The sequence below is a fragment of the Arthrobacter silviterrae genome, assembly GCF_011045165.1.
Classification (GTDB): Bacteria; Actinomycetota; Actinomycetes; order Actinomycetales; family Micrococcaceae; genus Specibacter; species Specibacter silviterrae.
Map to the genome: position 1 here is coordinate 18504 of NZ_JAAKZI010000029.1, position 15287 is coordinate 33790.

12 protein-coding genes and 1 pseudogene are annotated in these 15287 nt (G+C 68.1%); 3 read left to right on the forward strand and 10 right to left on the reverse strand.

From position 1 onward, the window contains the following. The first annotated feature begins 20 nt into the window (after positions 1–20). On the forward strand, positions 21–2360 hold the full coding sequence (locus G6N77_RS14950) for a DEAD/DEAH box helicase (protein WP_165182971.1): 2340 nt from the start codon (positions 21–23) through the stop codon (positions 2358–2360). Between the two features lie 81 nt (positions 2361–2441). Here G6N77_RS14950 and G6N77_RS14955 read toward each other — a convergent pair. The 7 genes and pseudogenes from G6N77_RS14955 to ssd form a co-directional block, all read right to left on the reverse strand. Further along, positions 2442–2771, reverse strand: a pseudogene (locus G6N77_RS14955) (Rv3654c family TadE-like protein); the annotation flags it as partial. Beyond that, a complete protein-coding gene (locus G6N77_RS19660; protein WP_205678318.1) occupies positions 2755–3309 on the reverse strand; it encodes a TadE family type IV pilus minor pilin in 555 nt (184 codons plus the stop codon). The pseudogene G6N77_RS14955 and the gene G6N77_RS19660, both read right to left, overlap by 17 nt. 171 nt (positions 3310–3480) lie before the next feature. Beyond that, positions 3481–3771 (reverse strand): DUF4244 domain-containing protein, encoded by a 291-nt coding sequence (locus G6N77_RS14965; protein WP_165182972.1) that lies wholly within the window; start codon positions 3769–3771, stop codon positions 3481–3483. Between the two features lie 212 nt (positions 3772–3983). After that, complete coding sequence (locus G6N77_RS14970) at positions 3984–4439, reverse strand: type II secretion system F family protein (RefSeq protein ID WP_306987194.1); 456 nt, start codon at positions 4437–4439, stop codon at positions 3984–3986. A 128-nt stretch (positions 4440–4567) separates the two neighbouring features. Further along, the gene (locus tag G6N77_RS14975) at positions 4568–5059 is read right to left on the reverse strand and encodes a type II secretion system F family protein (RefSeq protein WP_165182974.1); all 492 of its coding nucleotides are present in this window, start codon (positions 5057–5059) and stop codon (positions 4568–4570) included. Between the two features lie 482 nt (positions 5060–5541). Beyond that, on the reverse strand, positions 5542–6771 hold the full coding sequence (locus G6N77_RS14980) for a TadA family conjugal transfer-associated ATPase (protein ID WP_240902236.1): 1230 nt from the start codon (positions 6769–6771) through the stop codon (positions 5542–5544). 86 nt (positions 6772–6857) lie between these two features. After that, a complete protein-coding gene (ssd, locus tag G6N77_RS14985; RefSeq protein WP_165182976.1) occupies positions 6858–8054 on the reverse strand; it encodes a septum site-determining protein Ssd in 1197 nt (398 codons plus the stop codon). A 192-nt stretch (positions 8055–8246) separates the two neighbouring features. On the opposite strand from ssd, the gene G6N77_RS14990 reads away from it, so the two are divergent. Then, complete coding sequence (locus G6N77_RS14990) at positions 8247–9911, forward strand: bifunctional 3'-5' exonuclease/DNA polymerase (protein ID WP_165182977.1); 1665 nt, start codon at positions 8247–8249, stop codon at positions 9909–9911. Between the two features lie 70 nt (positions 9912–9981). On the opposite strand, the gene G6N77_RS14995 is transcribed toward G6N77_RS14990, so the two are convergent. Genes G6N77_RS14995 through G6N77_RS15005 form a run of 3 tightly spaced genes read right to left on the reverse strand, consistent with a single transcriptional unit; the run spans position 9982 to position 12941 of the window. After that, entirely contained in the window at positions 9982–10662 is a 681-nt protein-coding gene (locus tag G6N77_RS14995) for an NUDIX hydrolase (protein ID WP_165182978.1), read from the reverse strand. Further along, a complete protein-coding gene (gene nth / locus G6N77_RS15000) occupies positions 10659–11510 on the reverse strand; it encodes an endonuclease III (protein ID WP_165182979.1) in 852 nt (283 codons plus the stop codon). Before nth ends, G6N77_RS14995 begins: the two co-directional genes overlap by 4 nt. Before the next feature lie 3 nt (positions 11511–11513). Then, positions 11514–12941 (reverse strand): hypothetical protein, encoded by a 1428-nt coding sequence (locus tag G6N77_RS15005; RefSeq protein ID WP_165182980.1) that lies wholly within the window; start codon positions 12939–12941, stop codon positions 11514–11516. A gap of 327 nt (positions 12942–13268) precedes the next feature. Between G6N77_RS15005 and acs the strand changes: the two genes are divergently transcribed. Continuing rightward, complete coding sequence (gene acs / locus G6N77_RS15010) at positions 13269–15245, forward strand: acetate--CoA ligase (protein WP_165182981.1); 1977 nt, start codon at positions 13269–13271, stop codon at positions 15243–15245. The last annotated feature ends 42 nt before the right edge of the window (positions 15246–15287 follow it).

Sequence of the window (15287 nt, forward strand, 5' to 3'; positions counted from 1 at the left end):
GGCGGTGGCACAATGATGGGGTGCCGGCCAACGAATCCATGATTGCCATGCTGGGGCGGGGAGACCATCCCGCCCAGCTGCAGCATGTCCGGAGAATCCCGGCCCGTTCGGCAGTCAATGTCGCGTGGCCGGAATGGGTCCATGCAGACCTGGTCGGCGCCTATTCGCGATTGGGCGTCGACACCCCGTGGCAGCACCAGATCGAGGGGGCCTCCGCGGCGCACGGCGGCCAACATGTGGTCATCGCCACGGGAACGGCGTCCGGCAAGTCCCTGGCGTACCAGCTGCCCGCCGTCGACGCCGTCCACCGGGCGGAACTGCAGGTGCTTGAGCATCCGGGCAAGCTTCAGGACGACGGTGCCGTGGCACTCTATCTCTCCCCCACCAAGGCGCTGGCCGCCGACCAGCTGGCCGCCCTTGCTTCGCTTCACCTGGCAACACTGCGGCCGGCCACGTACGACGGCGACACCCCGCCGGGTGACCGCCGCTGGATCCGCGACCACGCCAATTTTGTCCTGTGCAACCCGGACATGCTGCATTTTGGGATCCTGCCAAACCACGCATGGTGGGCCAGGTTTTTCCGGCGGCTGAAGTACGTGGTCATCGATGAGGCCCACAGTTACCGCGGCGTGTTTGGCTCGCACGTAGCCGTCCTGATGCGGCGCCTTCGCCGCATTTGCGCCCACTACGGCGCCGCGCCGGTCTTCATCGGAGCCTCCGCCACGTCGTCGGACCCGGGGCTGTCCTTCTCGAGGCTGATCGGCGCCCCAGCCACCACCGTCGCGGAGGACACCTCGCCACACGGCGCCACGACGGTGGCGTTCTGGGAGCCCGAATTGACGGAGTTCAAGGGCGAAAACGGCGCCAAGACCCGCAGGACGGCCATCGCCGAAACCTCAGACCTGCTGGCCAACCTGGTCTCGGCGAGGGTGCGGACCATTGCGTTCATCAAGTCCCGCCGCGGGGCCGAAACCATTGCCAGCGTGACCCGCCGCCTGCTGGACGATGTGGACCCCAGCCTGCCCGGCCGGGTTGCCGCATACAGGTCCGGGTACCTTCCGGAGGAGCGCCGGAGCCTGGAGAAGGCGCTGAGGTCCGGGGAACTGCTGGGCGTTTCCAGCACCTCCGCCTTGGAACTGGGCATTGACATTTCCGGGCTCGACGCCGTCCTGGTGGCCGGCTGGCCGGGCACGCGGGCCTCCCTGTTCCAGCAAATCGGCCGGGCCGGGCGTGCGGGGCAGGACGCGCTTGCCGCGTTCGTGGCCAGCGACGACCCGCTTGACACCTACCTGGTCCACCATCCCGAAGCCATCTTTGATGTGCCCGTGGAGGCCACGGTATTCGACCCCTCCAACCCGTATGTGCTGGGCCCGCACCTGTGCGCAGCGGCGGCCGAGCTGCCCCTCACAGTCGATGAACTGGCCCTGTTTCCGGACAACACTGCGGCTATGCTGGACCGCCTGGTCGCCGACGGCTACCTGCGACGCAGACCTTCCGGCTGGTTCTGGACGCACCCCCAGAGCGCCGCGGCCATGGTCAACCTCAGGGCCGACGGCGGCGGCCCCATCAACATCATCGATGCGGACACCGGGGCACTTCTGGGCACCATGGATTCCCCCCAGTCCCACTACCAGGCCCATCAGGGCGCAGTCTACGTTCACCAGGGGGAACCCTACGTGGTCCAGGAACTCAACGAGCAGGACCACTGTGCCTTGGTCCGCCGGGGGAACCCCGACTACTACACCACGGCCCGGGACGTTACCCCGATTGCGGTGCTGGAGTCGCAGCGCCACGAACTGTGGGGGCCCGTGGAGATGCACTTTGGCGAGGTCCAGGTCACCACGCAGGTGGTGTCCTTCCAGCGCAAGGCGTTCATCTCCAACGAAGTGCTCGGTGAGGAACCGCTTGAACTGGGGGCCCGGGACCTTTTCACCAAGGCGGTCTGGTTCACCATGGACAACCGCACCCTTGTGGACGGCGGCCTGGTGGAACCCCAGTTCCCGGGGGCCCTGCATGCCGCGGAACATGCTGCCATCGGGCTGCTGCCCCTGGTTGCCTCCAGCGACCGGTGGGATGTGGGCGGGGTTTCCACGGCCATCCACGCCGACACGGGCCAGCCCACCATCTTTGTGTATGACGGACACCCCGGCGGGGCAGGTTTTGCCGAGCGGGGATTCGCCATGGCCCGCGTGTGGCTCCGTGCCACGCGGGACGCCATCAGTGCCTGCGAATGCGAATCCGGCTGCCCGTCCTGCGTGCAGTCCCCCAAGTGCGGCAACAAGAACAACCCCCTGGACAAGGCCGGAGCGTTGCTGCTCCTGGACACCCTCCTCAGGCATGCTGGCCCCGCCCCGAAGTAAGTATGTCTTCACAGCCGTGGGGTTGCCTCTGTCCAGCCGGCCGCTTTCCGGCTTGATGGTGTCCGGAGGAGGGCCCGCACGTGCCTTTCCGCGGGAGGGCCAGGGCAGCCCGGAATGTACCGACACCTCCACCTGGACCGTGTCGGCCATGGCCCCAGTGACAGAACACGACACCAGGACCGCGTGCTGGCGGACTGCCAGCTCTGCGGCTACGGTGCATGGTTCGCCAGGAGCAAGGCCGCGGGCGGCATCGGCTGCGGCCAGCGCCGCCAGATCGGCCGCAGTCGCCGCCTTGGCGGCCCCGGCGGCCGCCTGGCCAAGCCACAGCAGCCCTGCCAAGAGAAGCAGAATGGCCAGGGCAAGTCCCGCCGCCACCACTGTTCCTGCACCTTGTTCACGTCGCGTGCCCATGGCTTGCCTTCTCAGTCTGGCACTGTATGGCACCCTGGTCAGGCGGGCCGCTCGGAGTGGCCATGGCGTACTTGCCCGCCGCGGATGCCATGGTCCGGGGTACGTTGACCCACCGCCAAAGTGCAGTCTTCGTACGTCCCACGGCCGCGACATTCCTTCCTCCGCCGCAGGCGAACGCAGGCGGGGAGGTCTGGACCCGGGTGGCCGCCGATTCAGGGTCGTAGTTTTCAATCCTGGCTGTTGCCCGGGCAGTTTGCTGCCAGGGGACGATTCCGGACAGCACCCCGGTGGCGTGCCCCGTAAGCGTCACGGTGGCATATCCGCCGGACAAGTCGACGGACACAGCCACGCGGCCGCCCGCCAGCCGGGTGGCGGTATCGGCGGCCTGGGCCGAGGACTCGCCCCGGGCAAGGGCCCTGGCACCGGCCCGCGCGCCTTCCTCGAGGCGCAGTTGCAAAGTGGCCGCCGCGGCCGTGAGCAGCAGCAGCGCCAGCAGCGCCGTGACAGCGGGGAGCACCACGGCCAGCTCGGCTGTCACGGAACCTCGTGCGGAGCCCACTGCGGGAACCCGCACCGTGCCGTCTGAACACCACCCCCTAACGGCGCCCCCTGTCCCTCTGCGTTGGCCACGCGTGCTCAGTGCCATTGCTTGCACGTCCTCTTCCATCCGTCTCGACCTGGCCCCGACCTGGCGCTGAATTCCCTTGGGCTAAAAGCTCAGGGCAGTGCGGATGATGTTCAGCAGGAATCCCCGCACCTCGTCACTTTTGAGGATCACCACCAGCAGGCCGGCGAAGCCGACGGCCGCGAGTGTTGCGATCGCGTACTCTGCAGTCGCCATGCCTGCTTCCAGGCCCAGGCCCCGCAGTGCGGTGGTGCGCCTCCGGTTGGCGACGGGGGCCATTTCCATGGCACCGGGGAAGATCTCCCGCACGTTGTCCTGCCCGGGCGCCTCCGAGCCTGCCGGCGCCGTTCCACCGAGATATCCGTTGCTGTACATGTCAACTCCTGGTGCTTCGTAGTGATTCTGATTTGTTGGTTGAAGGCGTGTCCCCGTTTTGGGGACTGCCGCCGCATCAGCTGGGTTCCACATTTGCCGTTCCCGGGGACGCATGAAAGCCCCTCCGGGCGATCCGTGGATGCGCGGCTGTCCAGCTCCCCTTGTGGAGGAGCCAAAGGCGCAAATGGCGCGTGCTTCACGCTGCGGCCGGTTCATAATGACGGGACCATGGCCACCACGACCGGCACGATCCCAAGGCAGACGAAGGCCGGGAGGGAGCACAGTCCCAGGGGCACGACAAGTTTCACGCCCAGGGCCGCCGCGCGCTTTTCCGCATCCCGCTGTTGCTGCCGGCGGCGCTGCCTGGCTTCGGCGAACAGCAAGGGTGCCGCCGGGGCGCCTGTGAGCGCGGCAAAGCTCAATGCTTCCTGGATCTGTTCTGCCTGACGCACACCGCCTGCGCCTTCCCAGGCGTGCTCCCACGAGGCCCCCATTTGAAGCCCCGCCACGACCTTGTCCAAGGCCTCGCGAATGGGTTCCGAAGCGACACCGGCGACCAGCCTCAGTGCCCAGGGAATGGGTAGACCCGCGTCAAGGGCTGCGGCCAGCAATTCAAGCAGCAGCGGCACGTCCGCCAGTCCCTGGCCGTGCCGGCCAGCTGACGCCACGGCCTCCAACCCAGGGCCCCGCGGGCTGGGACCACCGAAGCGCCCACCGCGGGGCCATGAGCTTCGGCCCGGGATGCCAAACAAAATGGTCACGGCAAGTATCAACAGCACGAAGATTGCCACTGAGGTCATCGTGCTGCCCCTCCCCCGATTCCCGTGCCACCCCGGCGCGCCAAGACGCGGCCTCGACGTGGTGCGGCACCCGGTTCCCGGGCTGCCGTGGCGATCAAGTGGGTCGACCACCATTTCCCGACCGCCACCAGCGCCAGGCCACTGACCAGGCAGGCCCAGCCCAAGGGCCCACCCAGCAGGACACCCACCGGGTCCACCCCCATGGCCATGCCAAGTCCAAGCCCGATGAACGGCAGCCACGTCAACAGGCGGACGGTGGCCCTCGGACCTGCCAGGGCTGTCTCCCGCATTGCAGCGGCGTCAGCATCAGCATCCAGGCGGTCGGCGAGCCGGGCCAGGACTGCCGCCACCGGCGCACCGCTCGCCTCACATATTTCCAGGCAGGCAGCCAATTCCAACCAGGTTTGCCGCTCTTCGTTCGTCAGCCCCGAGTTCCTGCCAAAGCTGCCCCGGCTGGCATCGTCACCGCCCGTCCGGGCTGGAGCCACCGGCCCCGGATGTGGCGGGTCCGTCCCCGGATGGTCCCCACCCTCCCGGCAGGCCAATCTCAGGGCGTCTGCCGCCGGCAGCCCCAGTATGGCGGCACGTTGTATGGCCAGTACCACCTGGATGGTTCCCTGCCCGGGCAGCCTACCGCGATCCGGGCGCAGGGCCGGGGTTCCCCGGGAAACTCGCACGGAACCCGCGCGTGGGGGCGTCCCACCGCTGTCGGCTATGCCATATTCGGCCGCGAGAACGCCTGCGAGCGCCGCCCACAAGGGCGGTCCACTGCGTCCTGTGGACATCAGGGCGGAGAGTTGGCGCACCAGCCTTGGCATGGCAGCCCCCGGCTTTCCGCGAGCAGGCCGCCACCACGGGGCCGGACGGTCAAACACCCCGGCAGCCCCGTGCTGTTGTCCCGGCCACGGGCGTTTCCGCAGAAAGTACAGGATGCACGCGCCGGCAGTGAACAGAAAAACCACTGCGGCGTTCATGCTGCCACCGCCACCAGGCCGGGATCGAGACCCAGGCGCCGGGCCAGCCCCGGCCAAGCTGGGCCCGCGTCCAGTACCATCGCCGCACGGCGGGCACCCTGTCCCCCGGTGCTGTGCGCCCGCCCGCCATCGGACATGCCTGCTCCGTCCCCCACGTGCAGTGCCGGCACCACCTGCAGCCGGCCCCCTTGAAGTTCCACCACGCCAAGTTGAGATACCACCCGGCCCGAGGCCGTCCTGTCCAGGTGGATGACCGCGTCAAGCGCGCTTGCCGCCTGCAACGCAACGGCATCCGTGGACATGCCGGCAAGTACTCCGAGCGCGGCAAGCCTTGCCGGGACGTCGGTGGCACTGTTTGCATGGATGGTGCCACCGCCGCCGCTGTGCCCTGTGTTCAGCGCCATGAGCAGTTCCCGCACCTCCAGCCCGCGGCACTCGCCCACGATCAGCCGTCCTGGGTTCATGCGCAGGGCCTGGCGGACCAATTCCTCCAGGTCAATGGCGCCGGCGCCTTCAGTATTGGCGTGGCGGGCTTCAAGGGTCAGGACGTGTGGGTGGTCCGGTTCGAGCTCCGCCGCATCCTCAATCAGCACCAGTCGTTCGGCGGGGTCGCACAGCCCCAGCAACGTGGAGAGCAGGGTGGTCTTGCCGGCACCGGTGGCGCCGCTGACCAGAAAGCTCAGCCGGGCGCTGATGACCTTGCGCAGCACAACGGCCATGACGGGGTGCACACAGCCGGCAGCCTGAAGTTCGTCAATGGTGAAAACTTGCCGCCGCTTGATCCGGATGGAGAGCAGCGTGCCGCTGGAGGAGATCGGCGGAAGCACGGCGTGGACCCGGTACCCCTGGGCAATCTTCACGTCCACGCACGGCGAACTGTCGTCCAGGCGCCGCCCCCCGGCTGCGATGAGGCGCACGGCCAGCGCCCGCAGGGAGCCTTCACCGTCAAAGTCCACGGCCGCCCGTTCCGGGCCAGCTCCGCGGTCCAGCCAGACGGAGTTGGGTGCATTGACGAAGATGTCTGTCACCTCGGGGTCAAGGGCCAGGTGCTGCAGCGGACCCAGCCCGTTGAGTTCGGCGGCAATCCTGTCCATGGCCGCCAGGGAACCGGCAGCACCCAGCAGCCGCCCGCTGTCCCGCACAGCCGTGGCCACCCGCAGGTCCGTCACCGGGCCGGATTCGGCCAGCACGGAGCGGCGGACGGTATCCAGCAACACCGGGTCCATCTGCCCCGGCCGCCCATCGCGAAACCGCTCCACGCCGGTCGGACCCTGACCGGGCTGGGCCGGAAAAGGCCGTGCCGCGTGCCGGGTCATGGTCTGGGCCTGCGGCCGTCGGCACGGGGACCGACCGGGGCATCCGCACCATAAACCCAGCCGAGCACCGGTTCGACAATGGCGCGGACCTTTCGGCGGCGTGCCACCTCGGCACCCCTTCCTGATTCCAGGGTGTCAGCAATGCCCTTCACGTGCGGCATGACCCCCAGGCACGGGAATCCCACGGCGTCCGCCACCAGCCGTGCGTCCACGCCGTCCCCCAACGGACCCCTGGCCACCACGCCAACGGGTGCAGGCGGCAGCTCCCGAAGCACGCACTCAGCGGCTGCCGCCGCACGGAGGCGCCCGGGCACCACCACGACAAAACCGTCGCATTGGGCACCCAAGGCAGCCACCGACTCGGCTGAGCGGCCTAAATCAACCACCACCAGCCCGTAGGCATCCCGCGCTGCACGCAGCACCTCGGCTGCGGCCGCCAGCGCCCGCAGATTTGCAAAAGCACTTCCGGCACCGTGTTCCCTCCCCCACGACAGCAGGGACATTCCGCCGCTTTGCGGCAGGGAAGCCGCCAGCTGCTCCGGATTGATGGCGCCCGATGCATTGAGCAGATCCGGCCAGCGCAGTCCGGGAATGCCGTCACCGGCCACGGCCAGGTCCAGCCCGCCTCCCCACTCGTCCCCGTCCACCAGCAAAGTCTGGGTGGTGCGCAGCGACGACCCTGCCGCAACCAGCGTGGCGAGGGTCGACGCCCCTGCCCCGCCACAGCCGCCGATGACGCCGAGGACACCCGCCCCCTCCCGGGGATCTCGCAGCCGGGTCAGGTAATTGGCCAGCCATTGCGCCGAGTCCGGCAACACGGCAACCCTGTCTGCGCCCAGCCTGGAGGCCTGCTGCCACATGGAGGCCGAGTCCTGCGAGGTGCCCACCACCACGGTTGGGCCGCGCCAGCCGGGCAGGCCCCCGGCAACGTCGCTGCCAATCAGTATGGCTGCCACATCGTCCCACCGCCCGCCGCTCTGCTCCACGGAGTCCACCATGACCAGGCCGACGGCGGCTGCCGCGCTCACCCGGCCCACCTCACCCTGCAGTGCCGGGGAGGCGGTGATTACCATCACCGACGTGCCAGGCCCGGGGAGCCAGGGCGCCCTGCCGGCTTCCCTGCCCGGCGCGCCAGCAACGTCCGGCAAGGGACTGCCGTTCGGTACGTGCCGGGCACTGTTTCGCGTAGTCATGGATTCACTCTTGGCGACGGCGGGCGCCCCCGCCAGCCGCTGCACCCAAAATGTGGACAACCCCTGCGTAGGTGCCACGTGTGGAGGACGCAATAGCCCAGGTGCCGCCGCTGGAGCCGGCCAGGCGAAGATTTTCAGGCACAAACAGCCCCAAATATTCGAATCTTTGTTCGCACAGTGGAGAATGGAAGCATGTATGCGCTATTGGCCCAGGCCCCGGAAGGCCACGCCGCCTCCGTCCAGCTGTGGGCCGACGACGGAACCCCGGCGGAACCTGCCCGGACTGTGGTGCACACTGGCCTGGCCGCCGTCGTTCTCGAAATCGAGCGCGAGCACCAGCCGAGGTGGGTCTGGGACAGGGCACAACACTGGTACCCCGAATTGCTGGCGGCCGGGGTACGGGTGGAACGCTGCCACGACCTGGCCCTGTGCCAAAACATCCTGGTCCACTCCGAATTTTCCGCAAGCACCGGATACCGGCAGCTCGCCACCATCCTGCCGCCGGAAACGGCCCCGGATCCCGCCGCCGACCAGGCCCAGGAAAGCCTATTTGACGGACCTGCCGCGCTCCGCGGATGGGAGCTGCAGCTGGTCGCCGCCGAGCTGAAAGCGCAAAAATCGGCCATTGCCTCCTCCACACACCCTGCCAGGCTCACACTTCTCCTCAGTGCCGAATCTGCGTGCGCATTGGTGGCTGCGGAGATGCAGAATGTAGGCATCCCTTGGCGTGAGGACCTGCACAGGAGGTTGCTGAATGAACTGCTTGGACCTGAACCGGCCGGCTATGCCCGCCCCGAAAAGATGGACGCGCTCGCCGCCGTGCTCCGGACAGCCCTTGACGCGCCCGGGCTGAACCCTGATTCGCCGCAGGAACTGGTGAAGGCCCTGCACCGGGCTGGAATCGACGCGAAATCCACCAGGTCGTGGGAGCTGAAGGAAATCAAGCACCCGGCGATCGAACCGCTCCTGGCCTACCGGAAGCTCAGCCGGCTGTTCACCACCAATGGCTGGGCCTGGCTGCGCCAGTGGGTCACCGACGGGCGGTTCCATTCCGAATACCTGGTGGGCGGGGTGGTGTCTGGCCGCTGGGCGTCCCGCGGCGGAGGAGCCATGCAAATTCCGAAGCAGATCCGCGGTGCCGCGCGCGCCGAGCCCGGGCACAAGTTCATCGTGGCGGATGCCGCCCAGCTGGAACCCCGTGTGCTGGCAGCGCTGGCGCAGGATTCGGCGATGGCTGCGGCCGGCCGGGACAAGGACCTGTACGCGGGCATTGCCGCCCAGGGCTTCGGCGGTGAACGGGCCATGGCCAAGGTGGCCCTGCTGGGCGCCATCTACGGCTCGACGACGGGCGAGTCCGGCCGCCTGATGCCGCAGCTGGCCCGGATGTATCCGAAGGCGGTTGGGTTTGTCGAGGAGGCTGCCAGGGCCGGTGAACGCGGCGAACAGGTGTCCACGTGGTTGGGCCGCAGCACGCCGCCGGTGTCTGCCCAGTGGCGGGAAGGCCAGCGCAGCAGCACGGCCGAGGAGCAGCGCCGCGCGGAGTCGGCGGCGAGGTCGCGAGGGAGGTTCACCCGGAACTTTGTGGTCCAGGGCACGGCCGCGGAGTGGGCGTGCTGCTGGCTCGCCGAACTCCGCCGCCGGCTGCGGGCCCTGCCGCCCATCCCGGAGGGGAGGCCCGAGCTGGTGTTTTTCCTGCACGACGAGGTGATGGTGCACTGCCCGGACCCGCTGGTGGACGCCGTGACGGAGATTGTCCACGAGTCGTCGCGGGCGGCCACCCGGCTGTTGTTTGGTGAGATTCCCTTGGCATTCCCCGTCAATGCCACCGTGGTGGAGAACTACGCCGACGCGAAGTGAGGCGCAGCCTGGGCCGCGGCCTGGGCTGCAGCCTGAAGTGTACCGACCCCGGCTGCGACACGGACATTCGCTAGATGGGTGCCGGTATTTCCCGGGTCTCGTCCCAGGGCACCGACCAGCCCAGTTCGTCAAAGACATGAGAGAGGATGCCGGCCGTAAAGCCCCACACCACAACGCCGTTGACCTGGAACGCCGGGCTCCGGTAGGTGACACCACCCCTGGCAAGGGTGGCCGTGACGCGGTTCCCGGGGGCCAGCAGGTCCCTGACGGGAACGCGGAACACCTGGGCGGACTCGCCATAGTCCACCACATCCACGGGGGTCTGGCTGGCCCACCAGCCCAGCACGGGCGTGACGATGAAGTTGCTCACCGGCAGTGGCACATCGGGCAGCACTCCCAGGATTTCCACCCCCGCCGGATCCAGGCCCGTTTCCTCCCGGGCCTCGCGAAGGGCTGCGGCCGGCACGGAATCGTCATCCGCATCCACGCCGCCGCCGGGAAAGGCCACCTGTCCCGGATGGTCCGTCAGTGTGGCGGCACGTTCCACGAGCAACAAGTCCAGGTCGGCGGACACCAATGGCATGGCGGAAGTGGCCGGCTCGCCGTCCAAGGCACCAAACAGCAGCAGCACGGCAGCGGGCCGGGCGGTGTTTTCGTCCATCGGCACGTTCCAGCGGTCGGGCGGCCTGACCATGAATCCGCCGGTGCGGGCCCGTTCCGCCAGGCCCTGCAGGTCCGTGTAGGCACTCATGCGCCGGACCCCACTTCGGCTTCCCGGGCCACAAGCTCAGGCAGGGGCACGCCCGTTCGGGCGGCCCGCTGCGACTGCTGCCGGAAGTGCGCGGCCCGGCCGGTGTCGGCCAGCATTCGGGCCAACAGTTTTTCCTGCCCCGGCGCCATCTCGTACTTCAGCAGCTTCGCCGCCTTGGCCGGATCCACTTCGCCCTCACCGTAGGCCGGGCACAAGTGGGCCACGGGGCAGGCGCCGCAGGCCGGATTGCGGGCATGGCAGATGCGCCGGCCGTGGAAAACCACGCGGTGGGAGACCATGGTCCAGTCGCGGCGTTCAAACAGTGCCGCGACGTCAGCCTCGATGCGAACGGGGTCCTCGGAGCGCGTCCAGCCAAAACGGCGGGCCAGGCGGATGAAGTGCGTGTCGATCGTGATGCCGGGGACGCCGAAGGCATTGCCCAGCACCACGTTGGCAGTCTTCCGCCCAACCCCGGGGAGCGTGACGAGGGCCGCCAGTGTCCCCGGCACGTCGCCGTCGTACTCGTCAACGATCCGGGTGGCCAGGGCCACGAGGTTGGCCGCCTTCGCCCGGTAAAACCCCGTGGAATGGATCATTTCCTCCAATTCCGCCGGCTGGGCTTCGGACAGCGCCAGGGCGTCCGGGTAGCGGGCAAACAGGGCCGGCGTGGTGGCATTGACGCGCACGTCCGTTGTTTGCGCGGACAGCACGGTGGCCACGAGCAGCTCGAAGGGGTTCCGAAAATCAAGCTCGGCGTGCGCGTACGGGTACAGTTCCGCCAGTTCCCGATTGATTTTCCGAGCGCGCCTTTTCAGTGCCAGCGGCGACTCCCCCTCCACGGCTTTCAACGCCTAGTTGCCCTCCGGTGCCCGTTCAATCCCGACCAAATCCAGCAGCACACCAGTCTTTCCGTGGCTGTCCTGCACCAGGAAGCTGCTTCCACGGTCCTCCAGGGCCAGAATCCAGGACCCCGGCGCGAGCTTGAACACAAACTGGCGGGTGTGCTCGTCCACCACGTTTTGCGGGCGGTCAACGGCAAACCAGAACGGGGTGGAGGCCGCTGCGGCCTTCGGGTCCACCGTGGCGCCAATGCTTTCCGCTGCGGCCGGAGCCGTCGTTTCAGCCCCGCCGGCCACCACTTTCGGGTTCAACATGGTGGCGGGTGCCTCCGCGGCGGCCTGTTCCGTCCCAGGCACGACGCCGGAGCTTGCCCCGGTGCCAGACGATGCTGCCGCTGCGCTTGCGTTGGGGGACGCCGCCCCGGCCTGGGCGGCAGGCTCGGCGTGCAGGGCAGACCCGGAGTGGGCTGCCGGCTCGGCATGCAGGGCAGACCCGGACTGCGTGGCAGGCTGCGCCTGCGTGGCGGGCTGCGACTGCGTGGCGGCCTGCCCTGGCGCGGAAGCTTCGGCCGGGACGGCCGGCTGTGCCTGTGTGGCAGGCTCGGCATGCGAAGGGGATCCGGGCTGGGCGGCCGCACCGGCAGCGCCGGCAGCAGCGGCACTTCGCGTCGTTGTTGTCTCAGTGGCGGGGGTGAAAATCGCCCCGACCGGGGCGGCCGCGGTGGCCTGCGCGCCCGCGTTCCAACCATGCGACTGTTGGCCCTGAACAGGCTGGCTCACTCCAGGCTGGCCGGGCTGGCCTTGCTGCCCAGGCTGGGCCTGGGCGGGGGCGTAGGGACCGGCCCGGCCCGGCTGCCGTCCGGCAGCACCCGGGCCGGCCGGCAGGGCGAGCGCGGGCTTGGGCTTGGCGGGACGGGCGGCGGCGGGTTCGGCGTCGCGCGCCACCACGTGCGCGGAAGCGTCGGCGCGTCCCCTGAAGTCGGCGGCGAAAATGGGAATCCACTGGGCCAGCACGGTCGCCGAAAGCAGCACCAGTGCACCGATCAATCCCACCAGATAAGGGATGTGGAAGTTGGTGACTGTGCCAATGAAGAAATATGCCGTGGCGAAGGCGGCCACGACGGAGGCAAACTGGTCGGCTGACAGGGACCCGAAGCGGGGCTTGAGGGCGGGGCTCAGCCGGCGCACGGCAAACAGCACGCCAACAGCCAGTGGCAGCAGCATTCCAATGCCGATGAAGAAGAGCCCGCTGAGGCTCCACAGGTTGGCGGTAAGTCCGCTGCCAATGGCCAGCGGCAGCAACGACGCCACGAATATGACCAGCACGGCGGCCAGCGCTGTTATGTCACGCACGGTCAGCGGACCAAGGACGGCCTTGCTGATGTCCGGGCTCTTGCGCGTTGAGGCCACTTGGGCGGTTGACGCATTATGCTCTGTCATTGGCTAACTCCTTGAGTGTCGCGATTCCTGTCCAGCCTAGTGACCGCAGGGAGCCAAGACTAGCCAGCCACAGCCCCTTGGCCGCAAAAACTGCGCCAATGGGGAGCTCTGCCCATATCGCAAAATAGCGGCTGCGGGTGCATTTGAGCGCAGATATGACCCCGCTTGGCCCGTATTGTTGTGACCGCAAACACGTTAAACCCCGGCAGGCGATACAGTAAAAGCTGGAACACGACGTTGTGCCGCCACCACCACAACCGGGCACTTCCACCGTGCCGGAACCCATGGTGCGCAGCATCCGTATAGAAGGAATGAAGGGGTTAGAAGATGTCCGAGGACACCACCACAGCGGCAGAATCCAATGGCGACGCGCTGGAAAATCTCCTGACGGAGAACCGCCAGTTTCCGCCCAGCGCCGATTTCGCCGCCAATGCAGTCGTCAAGGCCGGGGAGTATGAGGCAGCCAACGCCGACCGCGCGGCCTTTTGGGGCAAGCAGGCCCGCGAACTGCTTTCCTGGACCAAGGACTTCACGAAGACGCTGGACTGGAGCAACCCGCCGTTCGCCACCTGGTTCGACGACGGCGAGCTCAACGCCTCCTACAACGCCCTGGACCGCCACGTGGAAGCCGGCAACGGCGACCGCGTCGCCATCTACTTTGAGGGCGAGCCCGGCGACACCCGCACGTACACGTATGCGCAGCTCACCGAAGAGGTCAAAAAGGCCACCAACGCCTTCGAGGCCCTGGGAGTGTCCCGCGGCGACCGCGTGGCCGTTTACCTGCCCATGATCCCCGAGGCGGTCATCACCCTGCTGGCCTGCGCCCGGATCGGCGCCATCCACTCGGTGGTCTTCGGCGGCTTCTCCGCCGAAGCACTGCGCAGCCGCATTGACGACGCCGAGGCCAAGCTCGTGGTCACCGCAGACGGCACCTTCCGCCGCGGCAAGCCCAGCTCCCTCAAGCCCGCCGTGGACGAAGCCCTCACCGCCCCCGGGCACACCGTAGAGCACGTTGTGGTGGTCAAACGCAACGGCGAGGACGTCAACTGGGTTGAAGGCCGCGACCTCTGGTGGGACGACACCGTCAGCACGGCATCCACCGAACACACCGCCGTCGGGCATCCCGCCGAGCACCCGCTGTTTATCCTCTACACCTCCGGGACCACCGGCAAGCCCAAGGGCATCCTGCACACCACCGGCGGCTACCTGACCCAGACGGCCTACACCCACAAGGCGGTCTTTGACCTGCACCCCGAGACGGATGTTTTCTGGTGCACGGCCGACGTCGGATGGGTCACCGGCCACTCTTACGTCACCTACGCGCCCCTCGTCAACGGCGCCACCCAGGTCATCTACGAGGGCACCCCGGATTCCCCGCACCAGGGCCGCTTCTGGGAGATTGTGGAAAAGTACAAGGTCTCCATCCTGTACACGGCACCCACGGCGATCCGCACCTTCATGAAGTGGGGCGAGGACATCCCCGCCAAGTACGACCTCTCCTCGATCCGTGTCCTTGGTTCGGTGGGCGAGCCCATCAACCCCGAGGCGTGGATGTGGTACCGCCGCGTGATTGGTGCGGACAAGGCCCCCGTGGTGGACACCTGGTGGCAGACCGAAACCGGCGCCATCATGATCGCCCCGCTGCCCGGCGTCACCTCCGCCAAGCCCGGCTCCGCCCAGACGCCGCTGCCAGGCATCGCCGTGGACGTGGTGGATGAGCTCGGCGCCTCGGTGCCCGACGGCCACGGCGGCTACCTGGTGATCCGCGAGCCCTGGCCCGCCATGCTGCGCGGCATCTGGGGGGACAACGAACGCTACAAGTCCACCTACTGGGCCCGCTTCGACGACATGTACTTTGCCGGCGACGGCGCCAAGAAGGACGCCGACGGCGACGTCTGGCTCCTGGGCCGCGTGGACGATGTCATGAACGTTTCCGGCCACCGCCTCTCCACCACCGAGATCGAGTCGGCCCTGGTGAGCCACCCGTCCGTCGCGGAGGCCGCCGTGGTCGGTGCCGCGGACGAGACCACCGGCCAGGCCGTCGTGGCGTTTGTGATCCTGCGCGGCTCGGCCGTGGACGACCCTGACATTGTCACCACCCTGCGCAACCACGTGGGCCACGAGATCGGCCCGATCGCCAAGCCCAAGACCATCCTGGTGGTCCCGGAACTGCCCAAGACGCGTTCCGGGAAGATCATGCGCCGCCTGCTCAAGGACATTGCCGAGGGCCGCGAGGCCGGGGATTCCTCGACGCTGGCGGACAACACCGTGATGAACCAGATCTCGGACTCGCTAAAGGCCTAACCCTTAAAAAGTTGTGGCGCGGTGGTCGCTGAATGTCAGCAA

Excerpts from the sequence above, each read along its gene's own strand:
- G6N77_RS15005 (WP_165182980.1), bottom strand. The coding sequence starts at position 12,941 with ATGACAGAGCATAATGCGTCAACCGCCCAAGTGGCCTCAACGCGCAAG.
- G6N77_RS14965 (WP_165182972.1), bottom strand. The coding sequence starts at position 3,771 with ATGTACAGCAACGGATATCTCGGTGGAACGGCGCCGGCAGGCTCGGAG.
- G6N77_RS14995 (WP_165182978.1), bottom strand. The coding sequence starts at position 10,662 with ATGAGTGCCTACACGGACCTGCAGGGCCTGGCGGAACGGGCCCGCACC.
- acs (WP_165182981.1), top strand. The coding sequence starts at position 13,269 with ATGTCCGAGGACACCACCACAGCGGCAGAATCCAATGGCGACGCGCTG.
- G6N77_RS14980 (WP_240902236.1), bottom strand. The coding sequence starts at position 6,771 with ATGGACCCGGTGTTGCTGGATACCGTCCGCCGCTCCGTGCTGGCCGAA.
- G6N77_RS14990 (WP_165182977.1), top strand. The coding sequence starts at position 8,247 with ATGTATGCGCTATTGGCCCAGGCCCCGGAAGGCCACGCCGCCTCCGTC.
- ssd (WP_165182976.1), bottom strand. The coding sequence starts at position 8,054 with ATGACTACGCGAAACAGTGCCCGGCACGTACCGAACGGCAGTCCCTTG.